This is a genomic window from Paenibacillus sp. F411 (assembly GCF_017582705.1).
Taxonomy (GTDB): domain Bacteria; phylum Bacillota; class Bacilli; order Paenibacillales; family Paenibacillaceae; genus Paenibacillus_AQ; species Paenibacillus_AQ algicola.
In genome coordinates, this window is sequence record NZ_JAGFIP010000001.1 from 111,940 (window position 1) to 134,278 (window position 22,339).

A 22,339-nucleotide genomic window follows, 5' to 3' on the forward strand; every position below is an offset into this window, starting at 1 on the left:
TATGACTACACAAACAACTCTTCCGGTCAACGCTGAGGCCTTAAAGGCTGTGTCTCAAAGCAAGCAGGAGCCGGCGTGGGTAACAGAAGGCCGCCTGTCCGCGCTGGAGCTGGCAAGCAGTCTGCCGCTGCCAAAGCTGGAGAAGCAGCGCATTGACCGTTGGAATATTCAAGCGTATGGAGAGTATAAAGCTGCTCAGGAGCTGACATCCTTGGATGAGCTTCCGGAGCATGCTGCCAAGCTGGTGGAGGGCTCCCGGGAGGGAGGACTTATTATCCAGCGCAACAGCGGCACCGTGTACGCCAAGCTGTCGGATGAGCTGAGGTCGCAAGGCGTAATTTTTACGGATTTGGAAACCGCGTGCTCCGAGCATGAGGAATTGGTGAAGCCTTACCTGCACCAGGCCATCAAAGCGGATGAGCATGCGATGGCTGCACTTCATGCGGCGACTTGGAACGGCGGAGTGTTCCTTTACGTTCCTAAGAATGTAGAGGTTGAGCTTCCATTGCAGGCCGTACTGCTAACCGATGACGCGGGTGCCCTGTTTGCTCCTCACATTCTGATTGTTGCTGAAGCCAACAGCCGGGTGACTTACGTCGATAACTATGTAGACAGCGGACTTGAAGGCCATGTGACGCACAATGGCGCTGTAGAAATCTTCGTGAAGAACGGCGCTAAGGTTCGTTTTGCATCTGTGCATCAGCTGTCGACAGACATCACAGACGTTACTTATCGCCGCGCAGTGGTAGATAATGACGCATCTATGGAGTGGATTGTCGGTGAGATGAATGACGGCGATACCGCCAGCGACACGATGAGCATTCTGAAGGGCTCGGGATCACTGTCTGATGCGAAGGTCATCGCGGTGGGCTCCGGCTCCCAGAAGATCAACTACACCACACAGGCCCGTCACTTTGGCAAAAGCTCCGCGAGCCAGATGATTACCCGTGCTGTGATGCGTGAAGAAGCACAGGCTATTATCAACGGCATTACCAAGATCGAGAAGGGTGCGACGAAGGCGGACGGCCAGCAGACAGAGCGCGTGCTGATGCTGAGTCCGAAATCCCGCGGGGATGCGAACCCGATTCTGTTGATCGATGAGGACGACGTAACTGCAGGCCATGCAGCTTCCGTAGGACAGGTGAATGCAGAGCAGATTTACTACCTGATGTCCCGCGGTATTTCCAGAACCATGGCGGAGTCCCTTATCATCTACGGGTTCCTGGCACCGGTAGTCAGCGAGATTCCTCTGGAAGGTCTGCGTGATCAGCTTCAGAGTCTCGTTGAAAGGAAGCTGGGACAATGAACGCGTCCATCCGCGAGCAGTTCCCCATTTTGAATCAGGAGATCAACGGACATCCGCTGGTTTATCTGGACAGTGCGGCGACTTCGCAGAAGCCCCGCGCTGTGATTGATGCGGTCAAGCATTACTATGAATGGGAAAACGCCAACGTGCACCGCGGCGTACACACGCTAGGAAGCCGGGCTACGGACGCCTATGAAGGCGCCCGGGAGAAGCTCGCCCGTTTCATTAATGCGAAGAGCACCGAGGAAATTATTTTTACAAGAGGGACGACGACAGCGCTCAATCTGGTCGCTTCATCATATGCCCGATCGGTGTGCGGTCCGGGGGACGAAATTGTTCTGACGGAAATGGAACATCACAGTAATCTGATTCCGTGGCAGCAGGCAGCGATTGCTGTGGGTGCCACGCTGAAATATATCCCGCTGCAGCCGGATGGCACCATTACACTGGAAGATGTGGAGAAGACGGTGACCCCTAACACGAAGGTAGTCGCTATCGGCTACGTCTCCAATGTGATGGGTGTGGTGCATCCGGTAAAGGAAATTGCAGAAATTGCTCACCGCAACGGAGCTGTGATCTCGGTTGACGGAGCGCAGAGCACCCCGCATATGAAGATTGACGTTCAGGATCTGGACTGTGACTTCTATGCGTTGTCAGGCCACAAGATGTGTGCGCCTACGGGCATTGGTGCCCTGTATGGCAAGAAGGCGCTGCTGGAGCAAATGGAGCCGATTGAGTTCGGCGGGGAAATGATCAACGATGTCGGTCTGTATGAGTCTAACTGGAAGGACCTCCCTTGGAAATTTGAAGGGGGAACCCCGATCATTGCCGGCGCTGTCGGTCTAGGGGCCGCCATTGATTTTCTGCAGGACGTTGGCATGGATGAGATTGAACGCCATGAGAGCAGGCTTGCGGCTTATGCGATGAACCGGCTGGCAGAGCTTGACGGCTTTAAGCTGTACGGCCCTGCCGTCCGCGAGGTGGGACTCATCACCTTCAATCTGGGGGATGTTCATCCGCATGATGTGGCTACGGTGCTGGACGCTCAGGGCGTTGCAATCCGCGCAGGCCATCATTGCTGTCAGCCGCTGATGCGCTGGCTTAAGGTATCTTCTACTGCACGAGCGAGCTTTTATCTGTATAATACAGAAGAGGACGTCGACCGGTTGATCAGCGCCTTAATCCAGACAAAGGAGTATTTTGGCGATGCAACTTGATGATTTGTATAGACGTGTCATAATGGACCACTATAAGAATCCCCGTAACCAAGGAATGTTTGAAGACGGCCATGTTACGATTAATCTGAACAATCCGACCTGCGGCGACCGAATCTCTCTTCAGCTGAAGGTGGAGGACGGCGTAATCAAGGATGCGAAGCATTCTGGAGAGGGCTGCTCCATCAGCATCTCCTCGGCATCCATGATGACTGAGGCTGTCAAAGGTAGGAGTGTACAGGAGGCTGAGGAGCTGGCTGGCAGATTTTCGTCCCTTATGAAGGGGGAAACGGTGGAATTCGACGAGTACGAGGATATCGAGGCCCTATCCGGTGTCAATAAGTTCCCTGCCCGCATCAAATGTGCAACCCTGGCCTGGAACGCACTTCGTAAAGGTATTGAAGGCAAGGAAGAAAAGTCCTAAACATGATAGGGAGGTAACACAAATGGCAAAAAAAGCTCCTGAAATGGAAGAATATAAATATGGTTTCCGCGACGAGCACAAGGCTATTTTTCAAACCGGTAAAGGCTTGACGCGTGAGATTGTTACTGAAATTTCCAAGATCAAGAATGAACCTCAGTGGATGCTGGATTTCCGCTTGAAATCTTTGGAGCAGTTCGAGAAGATGGACACTCCACAATGGGGCGGAGATCTGGAGGATCTGGATTTCAATGATATCCAGTACTATGTAAGACCTTCAGAGAAGCAGGGCAAGACCTGGGAAGAGGTTCCTGCTGAAATTAAGGAAACCTTTGATAAGCTCGGAATTCCGGAAGCAGAGCAGAAGTTCCTTGCGGGCGTATCTGCACAGTATGAATCCGAGGTTGTGTATCATAACATGCAGAAGGACCTGGAAGACCAAGGCGTTATCTTTACAGATACCGATACGGCGCTGAGAGAGCATCCTGAAATTTTCAAGGAATACTTCTCTACAGTGGTTCCTCCTGCAGACAACAAATTTGCGGCACTGAACAGTGCTGTATGGTCCGGCGGAAGCTTCATCTACGTTCCTAAAGGCGTGAAGTGTGAAATTCCGCTGCAGGCATATTTCCGCATCAACTCTGAGAACATGGGTCAGTTCGAGCGGACGCTCATCATTGCAGACGAAGACAGCTTTGTGCACTATGTCGAGGGCTGTACGGCTCCGATCTACAGCACGAATTCCCTGCACAGCGCAGTCGTTGAAATTATTTGCAAAAAGAACGCTCGCGTTCGCTACACTACCATCCAGAATTGGGCACCGAACATTTATAATCTGGTGACCAAGCGCGCGGTGGCAGAAGAAAATGCAACGATGGAATGGGTGGATGGCAACATCGGCTCCAAGCTGACGATGAAATACCCTGCCGTTGTTCTGAAGGGCCGCGGCGCTAAAGGCATGGTTCTGTCCATCGCTGTAGCGGGTAAAGGCCAGCACCAGGATGCCGGCGCGAAGATGATCCATCTGGCTCCGGATACGACGTCCACAATTGTATCCAAGTCCATCAGTAAGCATGGCGGTAAAGTAACCTACCGCGGTCTCGCTTCCTTCGGACGTAATGCTGAAGGTGCTAAGGCGAACATCAAATGCGATACTCTGATTCTGGATAACGAATCCACATCGGATACAATTCCTTATAATGAGATCAAGAACGATAACGTGACGCTGGAGCATGAAGCGACCGTTTCCAAGGTATCTGAGGATCAGCTGTTTTATCTGATGAGCCGCGGCTTGAGTGAAGCGGAAGCGACACAGATGATCGTTATGGGCTTCATCGAGCCGTTCACGAAAGAGCTGCCGATGGAGTATGCGGTGGAGATGAATCGACTGATCAAGTTCGAGATGGAAGGTTCTATCGGTTAAGCCTTATTCACTAAGGGTTCCATACTCCTAAATGTAGGTTCATGATCTTCAATTTTATCTGTAACATGTAAATACGTGTCCGCCGTGACTTTCACGCTTGCGTGCCCAAGTCGCTCGGACACGTATTTTATATTTGCACCATCTTTAAGCAAATGAACCACATTCGTTCTGAGTCATCTGCCGTCATGCTGGTGAAACACTATATTATTTTCGGCAGCCTTGTAGTTTGCATAACGCAGAATTACTTCTTTTTGATTCAAACGGTGTTTTTGGTGGATTAATTATTGATTGGGGTGTAAAGGGATTGGAGGATGCAAACATTGAAAAACTAATCGCATCATTAAAAAAAGAGCAAGCAAATTCTAAAAAGGGTACCCTAAAGCTTTTAATTCCAGGTGATAACGAACCATGGGCTGTTTGTGTTTGGAATCAGGGTACAAACGAAAGTTATCTTTTGGGCATTCAAGCAGAACATGGTTGGTATTTTCCTGATGACTATCAAAGTTTTCTGCGCGTATCAGATGGATGTTTAATGTTTACACATCCTCATTATGGCGGAGGGATTGATTTACTTAATCTACAGAGAATTATAAATATCCATGATGAAATGGAACAAATCCCTTCTCACTGGTACCCTATAGCTTGGACTGATTATATAGCAGGTGCGATATGTATTGATTCTGAGAGGTGTAGAAACAATATCTTCCCTTATATTTTTTTTCTTGATGCGATGAAAGAAATCAGCGAAGCTATTCCAATTCATTGTGATTTTAAAACTTGGTTCGAAAGATTAATTCTATGTCAGGGATCTGAGTTTTGGTTGTGGGAATACCACGACAAAATTAATTTTAGAAATGAAAATTAAAATAAAAATGATTCATCAATAGTCGCCCAATAAATGGGAGACTTTTTGTCGTACACCTGCCACCTACATATGAGAGGTGAATTTCATGACGCTAAAATAATCAAGTTCGAAATGGTGGGAAGGGCACAAAACCAACATTTCCTGCTGTTTTGGGAGTAGTAGTAATCCTTGCTGTCACATCAAACGTCTTATCGACAAACAACTGGTTCTTCTCCAAATCAATATCAGCCCGAGTAAGTGCTAATGCTTCTCCGATGACGGATTGTCAAGCTAAGTGCGACACCTCGTCCATGAAAGCTTCGTGAGCTGACTTCCAGCCGAGGCATTTACGAGGGCGGCGATTAATGAGGTGGACAGCCTGCGCCAGTTCCTCGTCTGTCACCTTAGCGAAGTCGCAGCCTTTCGGAAAGAATTCACGAAGAAGGCCGTTAGCATTTTCGTTGGAGCCTCGTTGCCAAGAGGAATAGGGGTCAGCGAAATAGACCTTCAGCTGCATGTGCTGCTCTAAAGCCCTGTAGCACGCAAACTCCTTGCCGCGATCTACTGTAGCGCTTCTAAAATCGGCCTGCGGGTATTGGCTGGCTACGACACCACATTGCCACCTCCATGGAATGCGCTGTCCGATAGGGTATATTTAAAGCTACGTACAGCCGTGTTTTACGCTCAATGAATGTTGCTACACAAGCTTTGCTTCCCCCTCGGCTGGAGACGACGGTATCCAGCTCCAATGGCCAAAGCCGCTGCGTTTAGGTATCTCCTTAGGTCGCTGGATGATCGGAGTACCAACCATGAAGCGCCCGCGCGTTTCTACTGGTTTACGACGCTTTCCTTTGTGGCGGAGCACCTGCACGTTCCCGGCTGCAAGCCTGCCCGCATAAATCCATCGATAGATCGTTTTGAAGCACACAAACGCCTTCCCATCGATTCGACGTTTCTCCGCAATCTGCTCAGGTGACCAGGTTTGATTCAAATCTACCTGAAGCTCTTCCGCTAATGACGTCGAGAATTTCCCTTGCGGCTTACTTGCCAATCTTCGTTGTTCGGAAGCCTGGTGCGATATTGTGGAGGTATACTTCTGCTCCTGGGGACTCCGCTTGATCTCTCGGGAGATGGTTGAATGGTGTCGGCCGAGTTGACGGACAATGGCTCGGGCTGACCACCCCAACCGCTGTAATGCCTCTAGTTGCCCTCGTTCAATTATGCTAAGATGGGAGTAGCTCATGTTGGGTCCTCCTGTAAATGGTGTTGTGGTGACTTCCATTTTACAGAAAACCAACATGGGCCTTTTGTTTTTCTAGGTGTCTCACTTCATATTACAATCCGTCATATTGTATTATTATGTGTAATAGGATCGAAACCAACTCTTATATTCGAATGAAATGAAAGAAGGTATTTTTTTGCTATTCGACATTGAAAAAATCTATCAAGAATATTTGACACTCAACATTCCACACCGATTCACTCTCTCTAATATTCATAAACGATTGACGACCAGATACAACGCAACACAAGTTGATGTTAGTAACTTTTCTGCCTTGCGAATGGACCCTTATGCTTGTTATGATAGTGCTATTACTGCGTATACATTCAGGGATGATAATGCTATCAAGGAACTTATACAACTTAATAGAGACTTGGAATTATCTGGTGGTGATATCAATCTAATCATTAACTCAACAGATAAAACGTATATAACTGGATCCACTCTTCAAGGAATATCAAACTTACTGGCTTTAGAGTTGGAAATTTTCTGGGGGATGGACGAAGAGGAGATGTTTTTAGGAAATAAACGATTTGAAGAATACCTAATCATGCTGTACCTAACCGGCCATATTCAATTTGAGAATGATAGTATAATTGACTATATTCGTGATCGTTACAAAAATGGATACTATCTTAGGTATTTTGGAACTAATGATGGAGCAGAATTGTACTTGGATGATATTATAATCCAATCCTAGTTGTAAAATATGACCTTACCAGCTAAGTGCTGGTAGGGTCATTTTTTGATCTTATACGGATTAACCTGTCCGCACTTTGAACATTACATGTAACCAAACCGCTTCATCATGCTGCCAAAAATATTTGTACTGTGTGAGGAAGAGGACGAATAGCCTCAGCCGCCGGTACAAAACAGCAAAAATCTCATTACTGGACATATCAATTTAATAACAACCCTACTGACTTTAACTTTAGTAGGGTTGTTATTTAGATAATCCCAAGCGTTTGGAATTATGTGGGTAGTCGTTTTTTTCTCATACCACACAGACATCCCTATATTCATACATCCCATTGATTTTAGCCTCTCCTAATCTGTCTTTAAGGGTTCTTTAAGATTTCGGCGTTATAATAAAGCTACCTCTAACATATAAGGAACCCCCTTTGATCCAGGATCAAAGGGGGTTCGTGCGTATAGGGGAGGCTTCTCCCCTATACGAGTCATAGTTTAATATCTTTAATGGCATCCTCGGAGCTTTTGGACAGATCGATAAATCCAGCCGAGGTTTGGACCAGTGGTCGGAAATAATCAGACGGATTGGTCATGATAATCGTGCCCGATTGGCCTGATGCCAAGGTGACCTTCTTGCCGATGAAATTCGGCAGCATATGCTTGATGAATGCGTGAACCGGCTTGCCGTTCAGCTGTCCAAAGCTCATCCGATACAGCTCCTGCAGCACGTGCAGCAGCTGCCGCTTGGATTGATACACACGGGTACTGGACATGGCGCTGTATACGTCAGCTACAGCCGCAATGTGAGAATACGGATGGATTTGATGAGACTGGAGCGCCTGCGGATAGCCCCGGCCATCATCTCGTTCATGATGCTGCAGGGCAACCAGGGCTGTCAGCTCATCATCCATGGATTCACGGATAATTTCGTAGCCGTATGTAGTATGACGTTTGACCTCATCGAATTCCTCAGCAGTGAGCTTTCCAGGCTTGTTCAGAATCTCTTTAGGAATGCGGCACTTCCCGACATCGTGCAGGTAACCGGCTTTGCCAATCTCGTACGCTTCATCTTTGGAATAGCCCATCCAGGTTGATAAATAGTAGGAGAGCACGCCCACCTGCATCGAATGCCGGGTCGTATAATCATCCTCTTGATTCAGCATCAGCAGCAGAGATACCACGTCCTTCTGCTTCATCAAGGAATCAACCACCGGCTGAAATGCATCATCGACGACATCTTCATCGAATTTACCGTGCTTCAAGGCATTCATAAAAATAGAAGAAATGGCTTCGATTGCTTGATCGAATTGAGGCTTGATCCGGTATAGGCTATCCGGCATCTCTTCCGGAGTGCTGGCGTGCAAATGAAGCTCCCGAGCTTGAATTTCAATGTAATCAATACTATGCTGCAGCAGTTTGGAAATTTCCTCAAGCTGAAGGACCGTACCCTTTTGCATAACATGAACGCCATGTGGATTGAACGCATCCTTTGTTATTGTATCACCGGGCTGCAGGTCGGTAACATGTATTCTCAAAGCGCCGCACCTTCTTACTGTTAAGATATGGATATGTAAGACCTAAGTTATATCTTAGCAAGAAAATATTGGATTATCAATGCCGAAACGCTAGTTTTTGTCGAATGTTGGAGCCCATGGACCGGTTTGAACGCCTTTCCACTCCGAGCCGTCTTCCCAGATCTCTTTTTTCCAGATGGGAACGGTCCGTTTCAGCTCTTCAATGGCATAGCGGCTGGCATCATAGCAAGAATCCCGGTGGGGGGCTGAAACGGCGATGACCACACTGATCTCCCCGATATCAACCGTGCCAATTCGGTGGGAGATGGCGCAGCGGGCTCCCGGCCACTGTTCTTGAATCTGTTGGACAATCTTCTGCATTTCGGCAAGTGCCATCGGCACATAGGCTTCATACTCCAGCGTCACGGTCTTCATCTCTCCGGTCATTTCGCGGGTGGTCCCGACAAAAGACAGGGAGGCACCATGATTCCGGTGCTGTACTTTAGCCAAGGTCTCATCAGGCTGAAGAGTCTGGCCGCTGATCATGCAAAGTCCATCTGCAGACACTGCTTGTGTAGCTTGAGCCCCAGAATCGCCGCCCAGCCCGTCACCTCCGGAAACCGGAGGAATAAGTGCAACCTCATCGCCCGGCAGAATCAGGTGCTCATCGCCTGCATACTCCTGGTTTACCGCGGCCAGCGAAACGGAGATCAAGGAAGCCGCTTCCGGATAGCTTTTCATAAGCTGTTCTTTCAGTGCCTTGGTGGCGAGAGGCAGCTGGTCTTGCGGGAAGTGGACCGAGGATTGGCCAATGGATTCGGCCAGCCCGGCAAATAGCAATATTTGAATGGTATCCATAGAATTTCACCTCGAATTGTTATGGGCTTCAATATACCATAATCCCGCCTAAAATGTTATGCTTAAAAGACCGGAAAGTGTAACGAAACAGACAAGGGAGGGCCGCGGATTGGGTGAGATGTCAGCTGAGAAATTGATCATATTGCATACGAATGATATTCACAGCCATTTTGAGAGAATGAGCGGGAACGCGGCCGTTATTTCCCGGGAAAGAAAAGCTGCCGGATCCCAGTCAGCGGTACTGGTGCTTGATATCGGTGATCATATGGACCGGGCTGCCATAGAGACGGAAGGCACGATGGGCCAGGCCAATGTAGATGTTCTGAATCTGACCGGCTATGATGCCATTACGATCGGGAACAACGAAGGCCTGACGGTCCCCCTCGAAGCGCTGGAGGCGGCCTATGCAGGACTGCATTGTCCGGTCGTATGCTGCAACATTAAGGAGGCTGTCACCGGCCGGCCGCCAGCGTGGATGAGGGAGCAGGTTATATTGGAACGTGCCGGAATCTCCATCGGGATTACAGCGGCAACAGCGGCTTATGACAGCTTCTACAAGCTGCTGGGCTGGATTGCGGAGGATCCGGAGGAAGCGTTGAAGCATCAGGTACAGCTGCTGCGCAGCCAGGTGGATGTGGTGATCGTCATGTCGCATTTAGGCATTACAGCCGATTCCTTGCTGGCCGAGAAGATTTCTGGCATTGATCTCATCCTGGGAGGACATACCCATCATTTGCTGGAGCAGCCGCTTGTCATTGCGGATACCGTCGTTTGCGGCGCAGGAAAGTTCGGAGATTATGTCGGCAAGGTTGTATTCAGCCGAGGTCCGGACAGTTGCCTTCAATTTGACCATGGAGAAGTCATTGCCGTTCCGGACCGGGAGCTGCATGCGGAGGTCGAGGGCGCCATCCTGCAGCATCGGGACTCCGCCGCCGTGAAATTGAGCGAGGCTGCGGCAGTTACCGATCAAGCTCTTCCATTGGATTATGGGGCGGAGTCTCCCTTTGCCAATCTCCTGGCTCAGGCTGTAGCTCATTACACCCACACGGAGCTGGCTATTGTAAATGCCGGGCAGCTGCTGGGCCCTCTGCCAGAGGGAGAAATTACGACCGGGATGCTTCATGCCCTTTGTCCTTCGCCGATCAACCCATGCGTGGTCACGTTGAAGGGACAGCATATTCTGGAGGCGCTGGAGCAGAGTCTGCTGCCAGAGTTTCAGGAGCGGGGAATTAAGGGCTACGGCTTCCGAGGCAATGTACTCGGCGTGCTTGCACTGTCAGGCATGGTGGTCACCTGTGATATGAGGCATCCGGCCGGATCGCGTATTATGGAGGCTTCTGTACAAGGAGAGCCGCTGGAGCGGGAGAAGGAGTACCGGGTAGGCACGCTTGATATGTTTACCTTCAAGGTGGGCTATGAATCGCTATCCCACGGTGAGCAGGTTGAATACCTGTTGCCCGAATTTCTAAGAGACCTGCTGCGTCTGGAGCTATCCCGTCCCGGTGCCCTGGAAGAAAGCTTCTATTCCCGCTGGATCACATGACATTCGACTAACCTGCTTGGGCCAAGCATACATATGTATGGACAACGCCACTAAGCAGGAGGGATAATCATGGATATACTGGCAGCAATCATTCTGGGCATTGTGGAAGGACTCACGGAGTTCATCCCGGTGTCGTCTACAGGACATATGATTTTAACCGCGAAAATGATGGGCTACGATGACCAAACCCCGCTCATGAAAACGTTCGAGGTCGTGATTCAGCTGGGAGCGATCCTGGCCATGGCAATCGTATATTGGCAGCGAATACTGAGCCTGCTCGGATTTATCGACAGCAAGCCGTTGGGCAAGCAGGATACAAAGGCCTCACGGCTGACGCTTATGCATGTGCTGCTCGGAATCGCCCCGGCACTGCTGGTCGCTTATGTGGCCAAGGATCATATCAAGAGCCTGTTCAGCGCAGATATTGTACTGTTCTCCTTGGTAGCCGGGGGCATATTCATGATCCTCGCGGAGCGGTTTAACCGCAGCAAGGCGGTGATCACGGCCCAGGAGCTGGACGGAATTACGCTGAAGCAGGCCTTTCTGATCGGTCTGTATCAGGTGATTTCCGTGCTGTGGCCCGGCTTCTCAAGATCCGGAGCCACCATTTCAGGAGGGATGCTTAGCGGAGTCAGCTACAAGGCGTCAGCGGATTTCTCCTTTCTGATCGCCATCCCGATCATGTGCGCGGCAGCCGGCTATGAGCTGCTGGATTCCTACCGCTATTTTACGGCAGATGTGATGGGCGTATTTGCGGCTGGCTTCATCGTATCTTTTGTCGTGGCCTATTTGGTCATCCTGGCATTTATGAAATATATTCAACGAGTCAGACTTACTCATTTCGCCATCTATCGGTTCATTCTGGCCGCACTGTTCTGGACGTTTATCATGCAGTGAGAGGCCGCATTACATTGACATTCAACATACATAGCAGAGGAAGTGGCCTGTTGCGTCTGGTACCTGTACATTTGCTGCAGCCGGGCATGGTGCTTGGCAAAAAAATATATAACGCAGACGGCTTGATTCTGCTCTCGGATGGCGTGAAGCTGACCAGCAGCCTGATTAACCGGCTGACGGATCTGAAGCTTAGCTATGTCTATATTGAAGACGCTGCAACAGAGGACATTGTCATTCCCCAGCTGATTAGCGAGGAATCACGCCTTTCGGCGGTCCGCTCGATCCAGGCCAGCTTCAAGAATTTGGAGAACCAAAGCTCTTTGAAAGGAAGCTTCCTGCATCTGGGGAAAACCTTTTCAGGTGTCGTTGATTCTGTCCTGGACGAGGTGTCCTCCATGGAGGTGTCCATGGTGCTGCTGACAGATATCAATGCATCGGATTACAATCTGTACCAGCATTCCCTGAACGTCTGTCTGTACACGATGGTGCTGGGCTTATCCTATGGATATAGCCGGAATCAGCTGTACATGCTGAGCCTGGGCGCGCTGCTCCATGATATCGGGAAAACAAGAGTGGCAGCATCCATAGTCCAGAAGCCGGGCCGACTGACCGATGCTGAATTTGCCGAGATGCGAAAGCATACCGAGATCGGTTACGACATTTTGAAAAATGAGCCTAACATTCCGCTGCTATCCGCACACTGCGCTTTTCAGCATCATGAACGCCTGGATGGATCGGGATATCCGCGAGGTATTCAGGGCCAGGATATTCACGAATTTGCAAAATGGATTGCCATTACCGATTCCTATGATGCCATGACCACCCAGCGGGTGTATCAGCCGGCCAAGCTCCCGCATGAGGCCGTAGAGCTGATGTACACCGGAAGTGGGACGTTGTATGAGCAGAGCTTTCTCGCGATTTTCCGCGACCGGGTCGCAATCTATCCGCCAGGCATCAGCGTTATGCTGTCTACCGGAGAGAGCGGCGTTGTATCCAGGATTCATGCGCGGATTCCGCATCGTCCGGTCGTGAGAGTGCTGAACAATCCCAAGGGAGAGCCGCTGCGCACCCCCTATGAGATGGATCTGTCACAGTGTCTGTCTGTAATGATCTGCGGCATTGGAGAGGCAGTGTACGCTTAATATTCCAACAAGATGAGGAGGAACTGTAGTGGAACGGAATGGCCCGCAGTCACGAATGCACAGGTGGGGGCGGGGGATGTACCGCTTTCGCCGGGCCGTTGCCGCTGCCTGGTTCATATTGTTTCTTTTGATGCTTCCCTTTGCGTTTCGGCTGCCTTCCCTGCTGCAGCAGAACGGCTTTACCCCGCATAACAGCCCGGCTCTGCAAAGTGCGGAGATCCTGGAGAAACAGCTGGGCATCTCTTCAACCACCTTAGACATCGTCATTGCCGGCAAACCGGGAGATAATTTAACGACCGCTGCGGCAAAAAACGCCATGATGTCAGCGCTGGACCCCATGCTCTCCAAGCCATATGTACAAGCTGCCTCTTTTCAGCTGGCTGCGCGCAAGCCGGGACAGGAGCATATCCAGTCTGTCACGGTCCAGCTGAGGGACAAGCCTGAGGATGTGCTGCGGTACTTTGATGAAATCCGCGAGGCTCTGCCGGCGATACCTGGATATGAGCTGTATATTTCGGGCAATACCGCTGTGCTGGCTGATATGAATGAAGCTGTCAAAAAGGACATCGTGACAGCCGAGCTAATCGGTATTCCGCTGGCGCTGCTTATTCTGAGGCTCGCTTTCGGCTCGTTCGCTGCAGCGGCGCTTCCGGTCATTGTCGGAGTCTGTAGTGTCGCTGTGACGATGGGCCTGTTGTACGGTGCAGCATTATGGAATCACAGCCTCAGCAACTTCCTGCCCAATGCCGTCACGATGCTGGGCCTAGCGGTTGGCATGGATTACGCGCTGTTTCTCGTAAGCCGGTTCCGGGAGGAGCTGGATCGGGGTGATCCCGAAGCAGCCGTAGCCGCGGCTTGCCATTCATCAGGGAGAGCGGTGATCTATTCCGGGGCGGCGGTGTGCATCGGCTTTGTGGCTATGGCCTTCATCGACCTGCCAATCTTCACTTCGTTCAGCCTGGGCGGAATTGCAGTCGTCATCATCTCGGTGGCGGCGGCCAATACGCTGCTGCCTTCCCTGCTCGGCATGACGGGCACCCGGCTTCGCCGTCGCCCGGCTATTTCGCCTGCTCCGCAGCAGACGGTATGGCACCGTCTGTCTGACTTTGTCATGTCCAGGCCCGGTACGGTTGCCGTCCTTGCGACATTGCTGCTCCTGCTCGCCATGCTGCCGCTGTCGCGCATGCAGGCAGGGATACCTTCGGCTGAAGTGCTGCCGCCCAGCTACGAATCCAGGACCGGCGATGACCTGCTGAAGCAGGCTTATGATGAGCGGGAGCTGTATCCGATCGTTGCAGCCGTGAAGCTTCCGGCATCGTATCAGGAGATAGAGAGCATTGAAGCCTTGAAATCCTATAGTGATGAAATTCGGGCCCTGCCTGATGTGCAGCGGGTGGAAAGCTATCTCAGCCTTGCACCCCGGGGCGATGCGGAAGAGATTGCTGTTTTTTTGCAGAGTGAAGACTTCAATCAAGAGCTTCAGGGCTACCGGGTAGCGTCCGGGCAATGGGCTGCCGTAGCGATCGTGCCCCGGTATGGAGATATACAGGAGCAGACGGTGGAGCTGATCGAAAGGCTCCGGAGCTTGACGCCGGAGGCATTAACCGTGTATATTACCGGGATTCCTCCGTATAAGCTGGATATTATGCAGGCCATTCAAGATGGAATTCCCTATGTCCTGCTCTTTGTGTTTGCTGCCACGTATGCCGTGCTGATGATTGCCTTTCGATCCCTGCTGCTGCCGCTGAAGGCGGTCCTGATGAACGTGCTCAGCCTGGGCGCCGGTCTTGGCATCGTGGTCCAGGTTGTTCAGGAAGGCACGGGGGCGAGCCTGCTCGGGATCAGCTCCACGGGCTCGGTGTTTATCCTGCTGCCGATCCTCATTTTCTGTGTCGTGTTCGGCATTTCGATGGATTACGAAGTCATTCTGCTGTCCAGAATCAAGGAAAGATACGAGGCAACAGGAGACAATGAGAGGAGCACGATGGAAGGACTATCCTCAACCGGAGGCCTGATTACGAGTGCGGCGCTCATTCTGGCAGCAGTGGCAGGTGCTTTTGTGTTTACGGATAATGAGATGATGAAGGCGATCGGTCTTGGCTTGACCGTGTGCATTCTGCTAGACGCAAGCATTATCCGGATGCTGCTCGTCCCAGCTTTTATGAAGCTCATGGGCCGGGCGAACTGGTGGGCACCCCGGTGGCTGCTCCCCAAGGCTTCGCGGAAATCCCGCCAGAACCTATGATTGAGGGAAGCTTGTGTTATAATGGAGCGTCTGATTAGAAATAAAAGATATAAAGGTGGAAAATCATGAATAACCGTTTGATAGAAGGGCCGTCCGTACGGACACCGCTATCCCCGGATTTTGATCCCTGGGACCCGATTGTTTCTTTGCGGAAACACGGACGGCACGTCCTCACCAGTGTGGAGATGACCGTAACCCATTTATGTAATATGCGCTGCGAGCATTGTGCGGTAGGTGATATGCTCGTGATGAAGGAAGCCCCGATGCTTCCCTTGGATATAATGCTGAAGCGCCTGGACGAGGTGGAGCATTTGGAGACGATCAGCCTGACGGGCGGTGAGCCTGCTTTTTCCGGAAAAACGGTGGATGATGTTCTCCTCCCCTTGCTTCGTTATGCGCACGAGCGCGGCATTCGTACTCAGATCAACTCGAACCTGACTCTCGACATTAGCCGATATGAGAAAATGCTCCCATACCTTGATGTTATGCATATCTCCTTCAATTATTTGAATGGTGATGATTTCTATGAGGTGGGATTTGCGAACAGTGCCCGTCCGGTACCGCGGGAAGCGGCCTACCGGATGTATGAAACGATGATTTCCAATGCACAGGAGCTTAGTAAGGCCGGGATGATGATCTCGGCAGAGTCCATGATCAATTACCGGACGCATCAGAAGCTGGATCAGATCCACCGTCAGATTGCGGAGATGGGATGTGTCCGCCATGAGGTGCATCCGATGTACGCCTCCAATTTCGCAGCTTCACTGCCCGTATTGTCGCTCGACGATATGAAATCAGCCATTCACCGGCTGCTGGATGCAAGAGATCACAACATCTGGATGCTCTTTGGTACGCTGCCGTTCTTCTCTTGCAGTCAGGACGAGAGTGACTGGAAGCTGATCCGCCGCCTGGCGGCCGAGGACAATGTCACGGTGCGTAACGATCCTGACGGGCGCAACCGGGTCAATGTGAACCTGTTTACCGGCGATGTGTATGTGACGGATTTTTCAGACATCCCGGCCTTCGGAAATATGAAGCAGGATCGACTGGACGATATATTCATAGCCTGGAGCACCGGGCATCCGCTGAACCAGAGTGTTAACTGCCATTGTGATGCAGTCAGCTGCTGCGGTCCAAACCTGCTGGTGGCGGATATGTATTACAAGGGTGTAGACTTTAAATCCCGTAAAGCGGTAACGCTCTAGTCTGGCTTAGCCGGCAATACATCGATCATTTGTACCCAGTGCCTCGCTGCTGCATGGATGTGCCATGCTGCGGCGGGGTTATTTTATTTAGTTTTAGTTTACGGGCCTTCCTCATATGTTAAGTATCAATGATGACTCCCCTTAACATTAGCTCAAGGAGGAATGAGCCGTGCACAAGAATCGAGAAGAGCGGCAATATATCACCTACCGCAGCCCGTTTGATCCTTGCCCTCCGCTGCCGTGCCGCACTTATGTCGTACCGGTTAATCAGTACGTGGTGTTTCAGCCCGCAGATCTGCCTCAGTTTAGTCCGGCCGAAGCGCTGAAGCATGGCACACTATGGCCCGCGTTATACAGTCCCTACGAATCCCGCCAGCGGAAAGGAGAATAGGTCATGACGGACGCAAGCTCGCGCGGGGATGTTCCCCTAAAGCAAGCCCAGACACAAGCAGGGCCCCAGACGCAGCCGGGTGACGCCTGTTATTACGAGATGCTGGAGCAGCTTCAGGCAGTCGATTTCGTGCTGCTGGAGCTCAATCTGTATCTGGATACCCACCCTGGAGATTTAAAAAGCATTGAGCAGTACAACAAAATGGCGCAGGAGCGCATGATTTTGGCTCGAAGGTTTGAGGAGCTGTACGGTCCGCTCACCCATTACGGGCACTCTTTTTCCAGATATCCGTTTCAATGGCCACAAGCGCCCTGGCCCTGGCAGGTTTAGGCGGTACCGCTGTGTGTGAACCAGTTCCCTCATGACAAGGAGGTATTCATTCCATGTGGATTTATGAGAAGAAGCTTCAGTATCCGGTCAGAGTCAGCAAGTGTGACCCCATGATGGCCAAATTTCTGATTGAACAGTATGGAGGGGCAGATGGGGAACTGGCGGCAGCCCTGCGCTATTTGAATCAGCGGTATACGATTCCTGATCGCGTCATAGGTGTGCTCAATGATATTGGTACGGAGGAGTTTGCTCATCTTGAGATGATCGCCACTATGGTATATAAGCTGACCAAGGACGCCACGGTGGAGCAGATGAAGGCTGCCGGACTCGGGGCACATTATGCGGGCCACGACAAGGCGCTCTATTATGAAAATGCAGCAGGTGTACCCTGGACGGCAAGCTATATCAATGCAAAAGGAGATCCCATCGCGGATTTGTATGAGGATATTGCAGCCGAGGAGAAGGCTCGCGCCACTTACCAATGGCTCATTGACATGACCGACGATGTGGATCTTCAGGATGGACTGAAATTTTTGAGAGAACGAGAGGTAATTCACGCCATCCGCTTTCGGGAAGCCGTGGAGATCATCAAGGAGGACCGGGCAACGCGCAAAATTTTTTGAGTCCATATATCCACAGCCCCGCCCAGCTCCGGCATGACTGCACCGGAGCTGGGCTTATGGCTGTATCAAGCACTTTATTCAGAGAAGGAATGGCCCGGCTTGGCCTCCTCCAGGATAGAATTATCCTCGGCTTCGGCGTTTTGGAGCACCGAGAGCTTTCCGTTCGGCTCCAGCACGACCGCATACACCTCATTCATGTTGGTTACGCCCTCCGAGCGTACAGACTGATAGATGTCGTGCTCGTCGATACGGTTTTTTATCATGATTCGGTTGACATACTGTCCCTGGTAATACACCAGCTCCGGGGAGGATTGCAGCACCCTGCGAAACCTGCGGCTTCTTGAAGCGCACCAGGCGAGCAGATACTGCATCCCGATCAACACGAGAAAAGCGGTAAGCCCTTCTGCGAGCGTAATGTCCTTATTCAGGATGACCGTCGAGAAGCTGGAGCCGACAGCGACAGATACAGTAAAATCAAAGGCGTTCATTTTGGAAAGCGTACGCTTGCCGGATATCCGAACCATGAGGATCAGCGAGAGATAAGACAGCACCCCGATGATTACAATTCGCAGCAGATCATTCCATGAGCTAAAAAACATAGAATCCTCCTTCCGTTAGAGTCTGACATTGGCGGTTGAGGATTATTACCCTTCTCGTGCTACTTCATTTCATGAACATAAATTTCTTCAATATTTCTTAAAGTTTCACGGTGATGGATGAGGTTATGCAGAGTGCTTACCAGCAGCATGATCACTAAGAAACCTACGATACCCTTGCGAATCCAGGGCTGGCGGACGGATTGAATGCCCATGGACAGCAGCAGGAAACATGCGAACCAGTAATGACCTGCATACAGGTATAAGTCATATTCAAAGTTGGCTAATCCGTATCCTACAACAAGATGAAGAAATATGGAAAAACCTATAAACAGACCAGGTACGATGGCCCAGGCTCTCTTTTCTCGGAAGCCTCGAATCCACCCGAACAAAGTCAAGATTAGAAAGCTGAATCCGAAGATAGATACGTATATTGGATAGGGCTGTGATAAGTCAGTAGCAATCGCAGCAGATTTGGCATTAATTAATGCGATCTCCGGGGTCAGGAGAGGGTTCACGCCTAGCAGATAGATTGCTTTCCAATGTTCGGTAACAGAGAAAAAGGCAATATAATTGAATCCGCCGTTGACTAAGCCGCCCCAGAACGAGGAGACCCACGTAACACCTCTTGGCATCAGAAGCTGAACCAGTGCGAGAGCCAGGCAAATAATCATAAAAGCACCAAGAATAAAAGACAGAGTTTTGATAACGGTTCGAGATTTGCGTTCGATTTGCTCCAGGATGACTGCGCCAGCATAAGGAATTACATTAGTAGCTGTGATCCCGAAGTTTAAAGCTCCCAGTGCGGCTAATGGCCATATCGGATAAAGCTTGCGTTCTTGGTAGTATTGCAGGAAAAATACAGAAATTAGAAGTCCAAACTGAGCATACGCATACGAATCCGGAATGAATGAGGAAAACAAGGAATAGGAGCTGATCCCGAACAGACATGCAATGAGAAATGAAATCCGCCGGCTGCCGCCACTGCGACGCAGGATGTAGAATAAAAGAGCTGTGCTTGCTGCATTTAATATAGATTGAAGGATCAGAAAAAAACGATTTCCTAAGCCGCTGTTTGCCAGTTCACTAAGTGGACCCGCAATGATATTGATGTAAGGATGGATGACAGAAATGTTATCATACCCGTAATACATGGCAGGATCAAAGTTAAACAGGTTCAGTCCGAATTTTGCACCATAGAATGGATTGGAAGCAGATACTAACTCCGCATAACGATCCATAAACAGCAAGTAAGGAACATTTATGGTGATGTATGCAGCTGCAAAGAGAAGGAAAAGAGCAAAAGCCGTTTTGTTGTCCGTTTTGTCCTGAAACCAATAAGACATCATGCTATAAATCAACCTCATTCTTTAGAAAATGGTAGTGTTAGATCTTGTGTCACTGTACCAAGAACCAGATCCCGGCACCAATGCAGATAACGCCTGCTACGTTCACAACTGCAATGCGTTCTCCAAACACATATTTAGCAATAATCAGTGTCCATAAAAAAGTCAGGGCGTTGGCGGGCACAACAATCGTATAAGGTAAAATCTGCAGCAAATAAATATTGATCCATGCTCCAAATCCGTAAACCAGGATGCCGAACAGTAAAAACCTACTTTTTTTATGGATGGAGAAGACCTTAAACAAAGCCGCACCAGAGGAACCCAGCAAAGTCATAAGACATAGCATGAGGAGCATAGTTATGTTCAGATTAACGCTCATGTGAGAGTAGAAACACCCCGCTAACGATTAATATTAACGCGATCAGCTTGTTCAACGTTATAGGTTCATGTAAAATCCAGTATCCGTAGCCGATGGCAAATACGTAACTAAGACACATCATTGGATAAGCTACGGAAAGCTTTTCTAACGATAGGCCTCGAATCATAAAAATCGCTCCCCCTCCATAACAAAGGAAGCCTAATCCTAAGTAAAAAACACTCTCTGCTCCCCACGTCCAGAATAACTGGCCTGTGGCTGTCATTAACGCTGAAATCACCATCCATATTTTGCCTATATGAGGATGTAATCGACTTTCCTTCTTCCACTTCACAGGCTCCAATTCAGGGTGCTGTCCCCGCACCAAATATCGGTGATGCACTAGTGTGAACATAGGCATATCGGATATAGAATCGGAATAGGCGCATGAATGCTCATAATCAATGGTTTGTCCGCGGCGTTCAAGAAAGCGATGAATCTGGGCGACCTTCTCCTCACCGTAACAGTTTCTGCCTTCGATGCATGGTATATAGGAGTTCTCCGTAAGCGTTAGCTTTGTAGCAAGGACCTCATCAATTTCAGGGAGCTTCTTAAAGTATTTCAGATAGACATGCGGTGAAGCAGAGACAAGCACAACGATGTAATCTTCTGATTTCAAACGGCGAATTTCCTGATAGGCGTCCTGACAAATCCGCGGATACAGTTTTGTGTCAAAGAAGTGCTCTAAGTCTTCCTCAGACAACGCGGACATGGCATAGAAAAAGGACGGCTTGGCCTCCTCCGCGGTAATAAACCCTAATTTGAACTGAAGGGCTTTCCAGAATATAGGCAACATGCGATAAAAAGTCCAAGGCCTCTTCCAGAGTCCATACTGTAAAAAAAGCAGCATTGAGTCACCACGTAAAAAAGTATGATCCACATCCCAGAAGGCAAACTTAGTCTTAGTCATTGTATGTACCCTGAATCTTTCAGCAATAGAATGATGACGACACACAGTGAATACATAACGACGGTAATTAAAATCGGCTTGTCCTCTAAAAGGATGTGCTCAGGAGATCCTCCCAGATTCCTTATTTGAATCAGATACAAATATCGAAACATGCCGTAGATGACAAAAGGAATCGTTAGCATCAAGTAAACGGTATGGCTAGAGGTAAACGTAAATAAGGAGTAACTAAGGACAGTTGCAGCCGTAACAATGTTAGAAAATTGATCCAGCAGGGATACCGAATAGCTTTCTAGTACCTTTCGGTGAGCACCGACCCCTTCTTGAAGTAAAACGAGCTCATGTCTTCTTTTGCCAATAGCCAGAAAGAGAGATAGCAAGAGCGTGCAGAGAAGAAACCAAGGGGTTAACGATACTGAGATAATGACACCTCCAGCTATGGCTCTCAGCACAAATCCGGATGCGATAAGCATCAAATCTAAAATGACAATATGCTTCAAATAGAGCGAGTACGAAACATTAATAACAAAGTATGTTATCGCAATGACCATAAATAAGGGGTTCAGCAGAAATGAAATGAGCAAGGACAATAAAAACAGGACCGTCCCTACCGACAAAGCGACCACCGGATTCAGTCTGCCAGAAGCCATAGGACGATGTCGCTTGACTGGATGAGCGCGATCGGCATTGCGATCTACGAAATCATTAATGATATACACTGTACTGGAAATTACACTGAAAATTAAAAATCCTATAATAGAGTAGGCGATCTGCATAAAATCTACTTTATTAATTGAAAAGATTAAGGCCGCAAATAGGAGCAGGTTTTTACTCCATTGCTTTGGCCGAAGCTGGTTCCAGACTAAAGCAACGCTAGAAGGAGAGGACTTATAAATAGAGTCTTCGTCGAAACGAATAGAAGTAAACAACAGAGGGACCTCCTTGTATTGGATTAATTTTACAATCTTATAATTATAGTGTTAACTGGAAGAAAGAATCAACTAAAATGTTAACGTAAACAAAATTAAATAAATAATGTATATCATTGGTTTCATTCCAATTTAAAGAAGATTAAAGGACTTCAATAGCAAGCCTTTTCTGTTTGCTACCTTTCCATCCTTCCTTTATGATGGGAAGCAGAGGAATT

The 22,339-nt window shown here is 49.5% G+C and carries 21 protein-coding genes and 3 pseudogenes; 14 read left to right on the forward strand and 10 right to left on the reverse strand.

Translation table 11 applies throughout. The features are described from left to right. Window position 1: 1 nt before the first annotated feature. The 4 genes from sufD to sufB are packed head-to-tail and all read left to right on the forward strand — an operon-like array spanning window position 2 to window position 4,364. On the forward strand, window positions 2–1,306 hold the full coding sequence (sufD, locus tag JJQ72_RS00410) for a Fe-S cluster assembly protein SufD (protein ID WP_208202384.1): 1,305 nt from the start codon (window positions 2–4) through the stop codon (window positions 1,304–1,306). Beyond that, a complete protein-coding gene (locus JJQ72_RS00415; protein WP_208202385.1) occupies window positions 1,303–2,523 on the forward strand; it encodes a cysteine desulfurase in 1,221 nt (406 codons plus the stop codon). The genes sufD and JJQ72_RS00415 overlap by 4 nt, the downstream gene beginning before the upstream one ends. Next, entirely contained in the window at window positions 2,513–2,944 is a 432-nt protein-coding gene (sufU, locus tag JJQ72_RS00420) for a Fe-S cluster assembly sulfur transfer protein SufU (protein ID WP_208202386.1), read from the forward strand. Before JJQ72_RS00415 ends, sufU begins: the two co-directional genes overlap by 11 nt. A gap of 22 nt (window positions 2,945–2,966) precedes the next feature. Then, window positions 2,967–4,364: a Fe-S cluster assembly protein SufB gene (gene sufB / locus JJQ72_RS00425; protein ID WP_208202387.1), complete on the forward strand. Its 1,398-nt coding sequence runs from the start codon at window positions 2,967–2,969 to the stop codon at window positions 4,362–4,364. Here the strand turns inward: sufB and JJQ72_RS20770 are convergent. After that, window positions 4,361–4,636: pseudogene (locus JJQ72_RS20770) on the reverse strand (tyrosine-type recombinase/integrase); the annotation flags it as partial. The gene sufB and the pseudogene JJQ72_RS20770 sit on opposite strands and share 4 nt — an antisense overlap. Before the next feature lie 32 nt (window positions 4,637–4,668). On the opposite strand from JJQ72_RS20770, the gene JJQ72_RS00430 reads away from it, so the two are divergent. Further along, complete coding sequence (locus JJQ72_RS00430; protein ID WP_481856809.1) at window positions 4,669–5,229, forward strand: SMI1/KNR4 family protein; 561 nt, start codon at window positions 4,669–4,671, stop codon at window positions 5,227–5,229. Between the two features lie 265 nt (window positions 5,230–5,494). Here the strand turns inward: JJQ72_RS00430 and JJQ72_RS00435 are convergent. Together JJQ72_RS00435 and JJQ72_RS20775 are read right to left on the reverse strand one after the other, a co-directional pair. After that, window positions 5,495–6,340, reverse strand: a pseudogene (locus JJQ72_RS00435) (IS30 family transposase). Beyond that, window positions 6,319–6,451 (reverse strand): annotated as a pseudogene (locus JJQ72_RS20775) (helix-turn-helix domain-containing protein); the annotation flags it as partial. The pseudogenes JJQ72_RS20775 and JJQ72_RS00435, both read right to left, overlap by 22 nt. Window positions 6,452–6,626: 175 nt before the next feature. Here JJQ72_RS20775 and JJQ72_RS20350 point away from each other — a divergent pair. After that, complete coding sequence (locus JJQ72_RS20350; RefSeq protein WP_243895780.1) at window positions 6,627–7,190, forward strand: pyruvate kinase; 564 nt, start codon at window positions 6,627–6,629, stop codon at window positions 7,188–7,190. 478 nt (window positions 7,191–7,668) lie between these two features. Here JJQ72_RS20350 and JJQ72_RS00445 read toward each other — a convergent pair whose 3' ends face one another. Both JJQ72_RS00445 and JJQ72_RS00450 read right to left on the reverse strand, forming a co-directional pair. After that, entirely contained in the window at window positions 7,669–8,715 is a 1,047-nt protein-coding gene (locus JJQ72_RS00445; protein ID WP_138226453.1) for an HD-GYP domain-containing protein, read from the reverse strand. Window positions 8,716–8,805: 90 nt separating this feature from the next. Next, window positions 8,806–9,552: a molybdenum cofactor biosynthesis protein MoaE gene (locus JJQ72_RS00450; protein WP_208202389.1), complete on the reverse strand. Its 747-nt coding sequence runs from the start codon at window positions 9,550–9,552 to the stop codon at window positions 8,806–8,808. Window positions 9,553–9,661: 109 nt separating this feature from the next. On the opposite strand from JJQ72_RS00450, the gene JJQ72_RS00455 reads away from it, so the two are divergent. The 8 genes from JJQ72_RS00455 (at window position 9,662) to JJQ72_RS00490 (ending at window position 17,928) form a co-directional block, all read left to right on the forward strand. Then, a complete protein-coding gene (locus JJQ72_RS00455; protein WP_208202390.1) occupies window positions 9,662–11,095 on the forward strand; it encodes a bifunctional metallophosphatase/5'-nucleotidase in 1,434 nt (477 codons plus the stop codon). A 69-nt stretch (window positions 11,096–11,164) separates the two neighbouring features. Beyond that, on the forward strand, window positions 11,165–11,992 hold the full coding sequence (locus JJQ72_RS00460; protein ID WP_208202391.1) for an undecaprenyl-diphosphate phosphatase: 828 nt from the start codon (window positions 11,165–11,167) through the stop codon (window positions 11,990–11,992). Window positions 11,993–12,042: 50 nt separating this feature from the next. Beyond that, a complete protein-coding gene (locus JJQ72_RS00465) occupies window positions 12,043–13,134 on the forward strand; it encodes an HD-GYP domain-containing protein (protein ID WP_243895781.1) in 1,092 nt (363 codons plus the stop codon). A gap of 28 nt (window positions 13,135–13,162) precedes the next feature. Then, on the forward strand, window positions 13,163–15,379 hold the full coding sequence (locus JJQ72_RS00470) for an MMPL family transporter (protein ID WP_208202392.1): 2,217 nt from the start codon (window positions 13,163–13,165) through the stop codon (window positions 15,377–15,379). 65 nt (window positions 15,380–15,444) lie between these two features. Beyond that, the gene (gene yfkAB / locus JJQ72_RS00475; RefSeq protein ID WP_208202393.1) at window positions 15,445–16,584 is read left to right on the forward strand and encodes a radical SAM/CxCxxxxC motif protein YfkAB; all 1,140 of its coding nucleotides are present in this window, start codon (window positions 15,445–15,447) and stop codon (window positions 16,582–16,584) included. Between the two features lie 169 nt (window positions 16,585–16,753). After that, window positions 16,754–16,975, forward strand: a complete 222-nt coding sequence (locus JJQ72_RS00480) for a spore coat associated protein CotJA (protein WP_208202394.1) — start codon at window positions 16,754–16,756, stop codon at window positions 16,973–16,975. Between the two features lie 3 nt (window positions 16,976–16,978). Next, the gene (locus JJQ72_RS00485) at window positions 16,979–17,305 is read left to right on the forward strand and encodes a spore coat protein CotJB (RefSeq protein ID WP_138226445.1); all 327 of its coding nucleotides are present in this window, start codon (window positions 16,979–16,981) and stop codon (window positions 17,303–17,305) included. A 53-nt stretch (window positions 17,306–17,358) separates the two neighbouring features. Next, complete coding sequence (locus JJQ72_RS00490; RefSeq protein WP_138226444.1) at window positions 17,359–17,928, forward strand: manganese catalase family protein; 570 nt, start codon at window positions 17,359–17,361, stop codon at window positions 17,926–17,928. Window positions 17,929–18,002: 74 nt separating this feature from the next. On the opposite strand, the gene JJQ72_RS00495 is transcribed toward JJQ72_RS00490, so the two are convergent. Genes JJQ72_RS00495 through JJQ72_RS00515 form a run of 5 tightly spaced genes read right to left on the reverse strand, consistent with a single transcriptional unit; the run spans window position 18,003 to window position 22,124 of the window. Next, window positions 18,003–18,527, reverse strand: coding sequence for a DUF421 domain-containing protein (locus tag JJQ72_RS00495; RefSeq protein WP_208202395.1), 525 nt, complete (start codon window positions 18,525–18,527; stop codon window positions 18,003–18,005). A gap of 59 nt (window positions 18,528–18,586) precedes the next feature. Continuing rightward, on the reverse strand, window positions 18,587–19,873 hold the full coding sequence (locus JJQ72_RS00500) for a glycosyltransferase family protein (RefSeq protein WP_208202396.1): 1,287 nt from the start codon (window positions 19,871–19,873) through the stop codon (window positions 18,587–18,589). Between the two features lie 49 nt (window positions 19,874–19,922). After that, window positions 19,923–20,249 carry an EamA family transporter gene (locus JJQ72_RS00505; protein ID WP_243895782.1) on the reverse strand — a complete coding sequence of 109 codons (327 nt, stop codon included), beginning with the start codon at window positions 20,247–20,249 and terminating at the stop codon, window positions 19,923–19,925. Next, window positions 20,239–21,195, reverse strand: coding sequence for an HAD-IB family hydrolase (locus tag JJQ72_RS00510; protein WP_208202397.1), 957 nt, complete (start codon window positions 21,193–21,195; stop codon window positions 20,239–20,241). Before JJQ72_RS00510 ends, JJQ72_RS00505 begins: the two co-directional genes overlap by 11 nt. Continuing rightward, entirely contained in the window at window positions 21,192–22,124 is a 933-nt protein-coding gene (locus JJQ72_RS00515; RefSeq protein WP_481856810.1) for a decaprenyl-phosphate phosphoribosyltransferase, read from the reverse strand. Before JJQ72_RS00515 ends, JJQ72_RS00510 begins: the two co-directional genes overlap by 4 nt. Window positions 22,125–22,339: the final 215 nt, after the last annotated feature.

Bases quoted from the DNA above. Each gene is read 5' to 3' on its own strand.
- sufB (WP_208202387.1), top strand. From the start codon at position 2,967: ATGGCAAAAAAAGCTCCTGAAATGGAAGAATATAAATATGGTTTCCGC.
- sufD (WP_208202384.1), top strand. From the start codon at position 2: ATGACTACACAAACAACTCTTCCGGTCAACGCTGAGGCCTTAAAGGCT.
- JJQ72_RS00450 (WP_208202389.1), bottom strand. From the start codon at position 9,552: ATGGATACCATTCAAATATTGCTATTTGCCGGGCTGGCCGAATCCATT.
- JJQ72_RS00500 (WP_208202396.1), bottom strand. From the start codon at position 19,873: ATGATGTCTTATTGGTTTCAGGACAAAACGGACAACAAAACGGCTTTT.
- JJQ72_RS00505 (WP_243895782.1), bottom strand. From the start codon at position 20,249: ATGAGCGTTAATCTGAACATAACTATGCTCCTCATGCTATGTCTTATG.
- JJQ72_RS00495 (WP_208202395.1), bottom strand. From the start codon at position 18,527: ATGTTTTTTAGCTCATGGAATGATCTGCTGCGAATTGTAATCATCGGG.
- JJQ72_RS00490 (WP_138226444.1), top strand. From the start codon at position 17,359: ATGTGGATTTATGAGAAGAAGCTTCAGTATCCGGTCAGAGTCAGCAAG.
- JJQ72_RS00460 (WP_208202391.1), top strand. From the start codon at position 11,165: ATGGATATACTGGCAGCAATCATTCTGGGCATTGTGGAAGGACTCACG.
- yfkAB (WP_208202393.1), top strand. From the start codon at position 15,445: ATGAATAACCGTTTGATAGAAGGGCCGTCCGTACGGACACCGCTATCC.
- JJQ72_RS00415 (WP_208202385.1), top strand. From the start codon at position 1,303: ATGAACGCGTCCATCCGCGAGCAGTTCCCCATTTTGAATCAGGAGATC.
- JJQ72_RS00485 (WP_138226445.1), top strand. From the start codon at position 16,979: ATGACGGACGCAAGCTCGCGCGGGGATGTTCCCCTAAAGCAAGCCCAG.
- JJQ72_RS00510 (WP_208202397.1), bottom strand. From the start codon at position 21,195: ATGACTAAGACTAAGTTTGCCTTCTGGGATGTGGATCATACTTTTTTA.
- sufU (WP_208202386.1), top strand. From the start codon at position 2,513: ATGCAACTTGATGATTTGTATAGACGTGTCATAATGGACCACTATAAG.